Below are 1,861 nucleotides of genomic sequence, written 5' to 3'. Positions count from 1 at the left end.
CCCCACCTCGAAGCCGTTCTTGCCCGGCGACACCTGGGCCCCCGCCGCCGCCGCCAGCAGCTGCGCGCCCAGGCACACGCCCACGCACGCGCGTTCACTCGCCAGCCGCTCGCCCAGCAACGCCAGCTCATCCTTCAGGAACGGATGGGCGTCCGCCTCGTACACGCCCATGGGTCCGCCCATCACCACCACCAGCGGTGCATCCACGTCTTCCCGCCGCACCGTCCGGAACCTTCGCACCAGGGTGAAACCCGCCGCCTCCAGCGCGGGCCCCAAGAGCCCCGGGCCCTCGTGTTCCTCATGTTCGAACACCACCGCGCGCATCGTCCGACACCCCATTCCTTCGGCCGCGAAACAACGCCTCGTGCCGCACGAAGCCTAACGCCCCACGCCACCCCGGGCCGCACCGCGACGAGAAACGGAATAGTGGGGAGGCGTTTATTTCACAGTATTTCGTGCCATCATCAGGGAGCCCGTCTTCCCCTATAAGTGTGAGGACCCGGGCATTCCCCCTGGTGTTCGCTGCGTCGTTTTCTTTGAAAGGACGTTCCTCGTGAGCAAGAGCCTTCGCGGTTTCAAGTGGCTGGTGGGCACGGCGGTTGGCGTTTCCCTGCTGGGTGCCTGCGGCGCCCCGGTTGATGGTGACACCTCGCAGCCCGAGGCCACCGAGCAGGCCCAGGGTGAGCTGACGGCGACCGTGTCCGTCGCCAAGGCGTCCATGGCGGCGAGCGAGACGGTGACGGTGCAGGTGACGCTGACCAACACCTCCTCCACGCCGGTGAGCCTGTACAAGTGGGAGGCGCCGGGCGCGGGCCTCAACGAGGGCCGCCTGTCCGTGCTGCGCGATGGCCAGTCCGTGGCCTACACCGGCGCGCACTACAAGCGCGTGCTGGGCCGCCCCGAGGACCTCATCACCATCGCCCCCGGCCAGAGCATCTCCGGCCCGGTCGTGGTCTCCGACGCGTATGACCTGTCCCAGACGGGCACCTACTCCATCCGCTACGAGCTGGAGTCGCGCTCGAGCGTGACGGCGCTGTCCTCCAACGAGGTCAGCCTCTTCATCGAAGGCCGCCGCAACAGCCGCGATGTGGCGGAGGCGATGGGCCAGGTGACGGGTGAGAGCCTGGCGTACTCCGGGGCCTGCACCAGCTCCGAGCAGACCTCCATCTCCACCGCGTTCAACAGCGCGAAGACCTACGCCAACAACTCCGTCACGTACCTGAGCGCGACGCCGTCCGCGACCACGCGCTACACCACGTGGTTCGGCACGTACTCCAGCACCAACTGGGGCACCATCAAGACGCACTTCACCAAGATCAAGACCGCGTTCGACTCCGCGGCCGTCGTGGTGGACTGCAGCTGCAACGAGAGCGGCACGTACGCCTACGTGTACCCGGCCTCGCCCTACAAGATCTACGTGTGCGGCGCCTTCTGGAGCGCGCCCAACACGGGCACGGACTCGCGCGCCGGCACGCTGATCCACGAGATGAGCCACTTCACCGTCGTGGCCGGCACGGACGACCACGCCTACGGCCAGACGGCCGCCAAGAGCCTGGCGAAGTCCAACCCCACCAAGGCGCGTGACAACGCGGACAGCCACGAATACTTCGCGGAAAACACCCCGTCGCTGCCGTAAGGTGACGCGGTTCGGTTGACCGGGGGACGCGGGCGCCAACGCCTCGCGTCCCCTTCTTTTTTCGAAAACCCAAGGAGCGTCACGTGATGGGGCTGGGACGAAGAAATCTCGCATGGCTCGCGGTGCTGTCCGCCGCTGGTGTCACCGCCTGTACGCCGAAGCCGTCGGAGCCGCCCGCGCAGCAGGCGCCCGTCGTCGCGGCACCACCAACCCCGGCCGCTCCCC

Annotated in this window: 1 protein-coding gene and 1 pseudogene; one reads left to right on the top strand and one right to left on the bottom strand. The window is 67.8% G+C overall.

Annotation, left to right across the window (positions count from 1 at the left end):
- Positions 1-324, bottom strand: a pseudogene (locus D7X74_RS41650) (glutamine amidotransferase); the annotation flags it as partial.
- Between the two features lie 229 nt (positions 325-553).
- Between D7X74_RS41650 and D7X74_RS41645 the strand changes: the two are divergent.
- Positions 554-1,636, top strand: a complete 1,083-nt coding sequence (locus D7X74_RS41645) for a M35 family metallo-endopeptidase (RefSeq protein WP_120538439.1) — start codon at positions 554-556, stop codon at positions 1,634-1,636.
- The last annotated feature ends 225 nt before the right edge of the window (positions 1,637-1,861 follow it).

The organism is Corallococcus sp. CA047B, from assembly GCF_003612065.1.
Lineage (GTDB): Bacteria > Myxococcota > Myxococcia > Myxococcales > Myxococcaceae > Corallococcus > Corallococcus praedator.
The sequence above is the reverse complement of the archived record's forward strand: the minus strand, read 5'-3'. Positions and strand labels throughout refer to the sequence as shown.